A 5,541-nucleotide genomic window follows, 5' to 3' on the forward strand; every position below is an offset into this window, starting at 1 on the left:
TAGCGAATACATAGACATATGTGAACCGCTATTCCGCTCTTGCCAAGGGATTGAGTCCTTGTCCATCATTGTTGATCACCAAAATGCTCACATTTGAATAATTTTATCTAACTCGTCTGATACAGTTTTCTGCATATTTGGAAGTACATGACTATACCGATCCAGAGTCATTTTTATAGATGAATGTCCCAAACGCTCTGAGATAAGTTTCACGTTTACGTTTTGCTGAATCAAGATAGTAGCATGTGTATGACGTAAATCATGAAATCTAATGCGAGGTAAACCTATTTTATCGGTAAGTCTGTAAAATTCTTTGCGAAAATTACGAGGTATAATGGGCTTTCCATCCCTTGTGCAGAGGACTAAATCGTTGTCGTGATAGTCGGCTCCTGCTTGCAACTTTTCCTCTAAAATCCGAACTCTGTGAGCCTTCAATTCAATTATAAGCTTGTCCGGTATATGGATGGAGCGAATACTGCTGTTATTTTTTGCACCAGTCTTAATCTCTGTGTTTTGTGTGAGCGTTTGTCGTATATAAATGGTTTGAGATTCGAAGTTAATATCTTTCCACCTAAGTGCCATCGCTTCTCCTTGCCTCATTCCTGTAAAAATGGCTATAAGAAATCCGATATAACAGCGAGTCAGCTTCTTTAACTTCTTAGTTTCGCTGAGAAAGAAATTAACTTGTTCTAGAGACCAAATATTCATTTCTTTGCGTCTGCGTTTCGGCAGGGTTATTCCATTGGCCGGATTGTCTTTAATGATTTTTAAAATTTTAGCTTTTTTCAGCGATACGCTTACGATCTGATAAATAAGATGCACAGTCGCCTCTGAATAGTTTCCTTCATTTACGAGGTCGTTGATAAATTTTTGAATGTGAATTGGAGCAATTTGTTGCAACTTAAGATGACCGAGTTTTGGTTTTATAGCATTCTGATAGAAAATGAAATTAGCATTAAAAGTTTCCTTTTGCAAATGATTTCGTCTTTCTTCAAACCACTCCTCCATATACTTAGCGTAGATCATTTGGGATAAATCAAGAAACTCGTTAGCTAATACCTCTGCCTGTAGTTTAGTCATCTCCTCCGCAGCTTCACGCCTTGAAGAAAACCCTCTTCTGAAAACTTGCTTTCGTTTACCAGTTAAAGGGTCAGTCCCGATGTCAAATCTGAACTCCCATTTACCAGTCTTCTCATTTTTTTTATACTTCCTTTCACAATCCACTACCTCCTTATACATTCTAAGGATATCGGAGTTGTAAAAGGCTTCCATATGGATATAGTTTATCATAATTAGCACATATGAGAAAAGGCTGAGGTCGTCTTAATCGACCACGTTCGTATTTGGGCATGTTTTTGTTGTGGTTGTATAATTTTGTCTCAAAGGACGATAACTCATGAAACTCGCCAAAATGAGCAATTAATAAAGTTCTTCCGATGCATTGATAAATCAAAATGAGGGCATAAGGGATACAATCCTTTGTACTCTTTTGTTTTTTAATATTAAAAACTATAAACATATGATATTATTTTATTTAATAACTAAATTATGAGAAAGTGGGTATTGGTATGAAAAAGTGGCTAGTTGTTCCTGTTGCTTTAGGACTTGTTTTTGGTTTTTCTTCGGTTTCTTCGAACAATGTAGAAGCAGCACAGAAGGTAAAAACCTATAAAAACTGTACGGAGTTACATAAAGACTATAAAGGTGGCGTCGCTCGTTCTTCTTCGGTTAAAAACAAAGGTGGAAAGACATATTATAAGCCTTATGTTTCAAAAGCTCTCTATGATGCAAATACCAAGCTTGATCGAGATAAAGATTTGATTGCATGTGAAAGATAAGTATTTATATTTCTAATACAGTAGCATTCGCTTACTAACAGACTTCTTAGAGTACCAGAAAGGTCTGGTTTCATTTTGTGCAAAATATAAATATTCTACCATCCACCTATAGGACACTGAATGAACGCTTATGCGTTGTTGGGTGTCCTTTTTGTTTGTGCTTTCTGAAGGGGTGTCAAATTTGACCTAATCTAATACTAAAATCTTAGTAACCGATACATTATAATGGTCAGGTAAACCTACTCGGAAGAATGTTCCGAACAAAGATACCTGATGTATCTCTCATCCTAAATTTTAACGAACCAGACAACATCGGATTCGTGGGAATCGTTTCAATCGATAGCGAAATCTTGCGCTTACCAAATCTATACGAAATTCACAAAAATGAGCGTTCTGGTCAGGTGTTAGACAAATTAAAACTTATGAAATAGAAAGTGGAGTCAGAAATGGTTTTTTTAATTGGAATAATCAAGAAACTAAAAATATAGATTAATTGATTGTTAATAAATGATATAATTAATATAATTAATTTTATAAAAAATACATTTAAGTAATGATTCGGGGGTTGTTTCATGAAGAAAGGTCTAATTAAAGCTTTAGGAATTATAGCATTGGCAGGAGGTGTTCTTGCAGGTTGTGGAGAGGAGAAAGCCTCTACTGAGAGTAAGGAAAAAGCTACTCCTGCTGAGCAGAAAGAAGTGTCAAACAAGCCAAGTAAGCCTAAGAAGGATGAGAATGGTAACGTGATTCTTGACCAAGTTGGTCAAAAGACTAAGGATGCTGATGGTACTGAGGCTGAGTTAATGAAAATTAAAGCAGTTAATCAAACTATGGATATTGCTCCTATTAAGTTTACTGTTAAAGACATGAAAATTATAAAGTTGTCTAATGTAAGTAAGGACTTTGAACAGTTTTTAGTCCAATACACAGGAGGTACTGAAATTCCTGATGGTATTCAATACTTACAAATTAAATATTCAGTAGAGAATACATCTGACTCCAATATACAGTTTAATGGTATTGATAAAGTTGTTCTTAATAATGGAGAACAGCTAGATGCACTCAATGGCGACTTTATATGGGAGAAGGAAGATTCTGATAGTGACTTCTTTGGAAAAGTTAAGAAGGAAGGAACTGTAGGTCTGTTTATTAAAGGTAAGGCAGAGGATATTTCATCTGTTAAGTTAATTATGAGTGATACAATTAATCCTGATACTTATGATACAATTACAGAGGCGCAACAGGCAGAGTTTCAGTTTTAATAAGAGAGAAGCGTAGGGATTAAGGTATTGTGAACTACGAGTGCTTTAATTGAACAAGGAACTCACAAAAATGTTATGTCAACAGACAGCCCCAAGTAGGGCTGTTTTTCTTTTTGTGGGAAACTCCTTAATAAGGGGGACGAAATTTGATCTTCCCTCAAATATGAGGGGAGGGTCTGATCTGACACCCCCCTATCTCACAGTCCAAAGTTGAGCAGTGAGGATGAAGAAGGGTTAGATTTTTTCATAGCTTTTGGAAAAAGTACAGGTCGGTCAGACGGACTTGTTTTTAGAAGTAGGTATTTTTAGTTCAGTCAATTAAACCTAAATCATAATTAATTTATAATTTTGTCCCAGTTTTGCGAAAAATCTATAATATTAAATTTTATAGTAAAAGTGGGACAATTTATTAACATTATGAATGGAATATAGATTAATCACGCTGTGAGGGGTGAATTCACTGACCGTAGGGGAGTGAAGAGGGGTGGTACAGCGAAAAGGGTTTTAATGTAGTGAAACGGAATTAAAAGCCTGGTAGTAGATAGGCTACACTTAGTTGGACAGAAAAGTTAAGGTCAAGTAGACTAAATCTAATACGAATTAGGAGAATCTACGATGACAAAAAGAGAAAGAAGAAAGTTTACAGATGAATTCAAACATCAGATGGTCCAGCTATATTTAAACGGCAAGCCAAGAAAAGATATTATTCGTGAGTATGACCTTACACCTTCTTCTCTAGATAAGTGGATCAATCAGAGTCAAGCCACAGGATCATTTAAGGAAAAGGACAACCTGACAGCGGAAGAAGCTGAGTTAATTCAACTTCGTAAGCAAATTAAGCAACTTCAAATGGAGAACGATATTTTAAAGCAAGCCGCGCTGATAATAGGACGAAAGTAAATGTGATCCGTAATAATCAACACAAATACTCGATATCAGCAATGTGCAAAGTCCTACAACTTCCAAGAAGCACGTACTATTATGAAGTGAAAGAACGGGTTTCAGAAGATGATGTGACCTCTGATATCATCGATATTTTTCAAAAGAGCCGTCAGAACTATGGAACACGCAAAGTCAAGGTGGAACTAAAGAAGCGTGGACACATCGTTTCCAGACGGAGAATTGGGCGGATTATGAATGAACAAGGTCTCGTCTCTACTTATACGGTAGCTCAGTTTAAGCCTCAAGCAACGGTTTGTAACGAATCCAACCAGGAGAACACACTGAACCGTAGGTTCCATCAAGAAGAGGAATTGACAGCGGTTGTAAGCGACTTAACATACGTAAGAGTCAATCAAAAATGGCACTATGTATGTGTATTTGTCGATCTCTTTAATCGTGAAATCATTGGTTACAGTGCTGGTCTTCATAAAAATGCTGACTTGGTTTATAGAGCATTTGCATCCATTCAAAAGGATCTCCGCCACATTCAACTGTTTCATACAGACCGTGGAAGTGAGTTTAAAAACAAGCTGATTGATGAAGCACTTGAAACGTTTGGAATCTAGCGTTCTCTTAGTATGAAAGGCTGCCCCTATGATAATGCCGTAGCTGAAGCTACCTTTTAAGATTATTAAAACAGAGTTCGTAAAGGATCGCCATTTTGATAGTCTTGAGGATTTATCTAGAGAACTACAAGACTATGTACATTGGTTTAAGCACATTCGAATTCATGGAACACTTGGATATGTAAGCCCCATTCAATACAAACTTGAACACCTTAAGAAAACTGTCTAGTTTAGTGTTGACAATCCAAATATATCTCTATAAAAGGAGGTGTTTTATAATGAAAAAAAATCTAATAGCAATTAACGAACCGGTATGGATTGAGTTTAAACTAGAAGAAGAAAGGGAAGTTGATTGTTCAGAACCGACCGATGAAGAATTACTTAATAATTCTGAGCATGATATTTTTCTAATGGATCTGTTTAATGTAGAATCAGCTGATGAGTTAGAAGAACGTTTGCAACGAAAGTTTAATAGGTAAATTTAACTTTTTTCCTCACAAAGAAAACAATATGCTGACTTATCAAATTAATCAATAATAATTAAAAATAAGTATCAGCATAGCTTTAGAAAGTCTAGAGCTATGCTATTTATCGTGTAAACAAAATAACTCTTAAAGTCCGATGTCACGTAAATATCAACTGGTACAAGACTAAACGTGTTTTCTTTCTTCTTCTAAAAACCTGTCCCGTTAAATAAGAAAAACACTACTCTGATAAAATCAATGAAATAAAAATACCACCGCTGAATTTTACACCAGAAGTGGCATATAAAATGGATATATGGAAACCTTAGACAACTCCAATAACCTTATTTTTGATCACAAAAATGATCACAAAATGCCTATAATTGCTTTAATAACGCTGTTTGTTAGCTTTCTTAGTGATCACAAGTTTGAGCACATTTGAACTCTAAGAATCCTGTCATCTTTACCG

At 35.6% G+C, this 5,541-nt stretch carries 4 protein-coding genes and 1 pseudogene; 4 read left to right on the forward strand and 1 reads right to left on the reverse strand.

Annotation, left to right across the window (positions count from 1 at the left end):
* Positions 1 to 87: 87 nt before the first annotated feature.
* Positions 88 to 1,239: a site-specific integrase gene (locus EP737_RS01485; protein WP_129726165.1), complete on the reverse strand. Its 1,152-nt coding sequence runs from the start codon at positions 1,237 to 1,239 to the stop codon at positions 88 to 90.
* Between the two features lie 329 nt (positions 1,240 to 1,568).
* Here EP737_RS01485 and EP737_RS01490 point away from each other — a divergent pair, with 329 nt between their 5' ends.
* The 4 genes and pseudogenes from EP737_RS01490 (at position 1,569) to EP737_RS01505 (ending at position 5,087) form a co-directional block, all read left to right on the forward strand.
* Complete coding sequence (locus tag EP737_RS01490) at positions 1,569 to 1,838, forward strand: excalibur calcium-binding domain-containing protein (protein WP_129726162.1); 270 nt, start codon at positions 1,569 to 1,571, stop codon at positions 1,836 to 1,838.
* A gap of 572 nt (positions 1,839 to 2,410) precedes the next feature.
* Positions 2,411 to 3,100: a hypothetical protein gene (locus EP737_RS01495; protein ID WP_129726163.1), complete on the forward strand. Its 690-nt coding sequence runs from the start codon at positions 2,411 to 2,413 to the stop codon at positions 3,098 to 3,100.
* 615 nt (positions 3,101 to 3,715) lie between these two features.
* Positions 3,716 to 4,837: pseudogene (locus EP737_RS01500) on the forward strand (IS3 family transposase).
* A 49-nt stretch (positions 4,838 to 4,886) separates the two neighbouring features.
* Complete coding sequence (locus tag EP737_RS01505; RefSeq protein WP_129726164.1) at positions 4,887 to 5,087, forward strand: hypothetical protein; 201 nt, start codon at positions 4,887 to 4,889, stop codon at positions 5,085 to 5,087.
* Positions 5,088 to 5,541: the final 454 nt, after the last annotated feature.

This window comes from Ectobacillus funiculus (assembly GCF_004138295.1).
Taxonomy (GTDB): domain Bacteria; phylum Bacillota; class Bacilli; order Bacillales; family Bacillaceae_G; genus Ectobacillus; species Ectobacillus funiculus.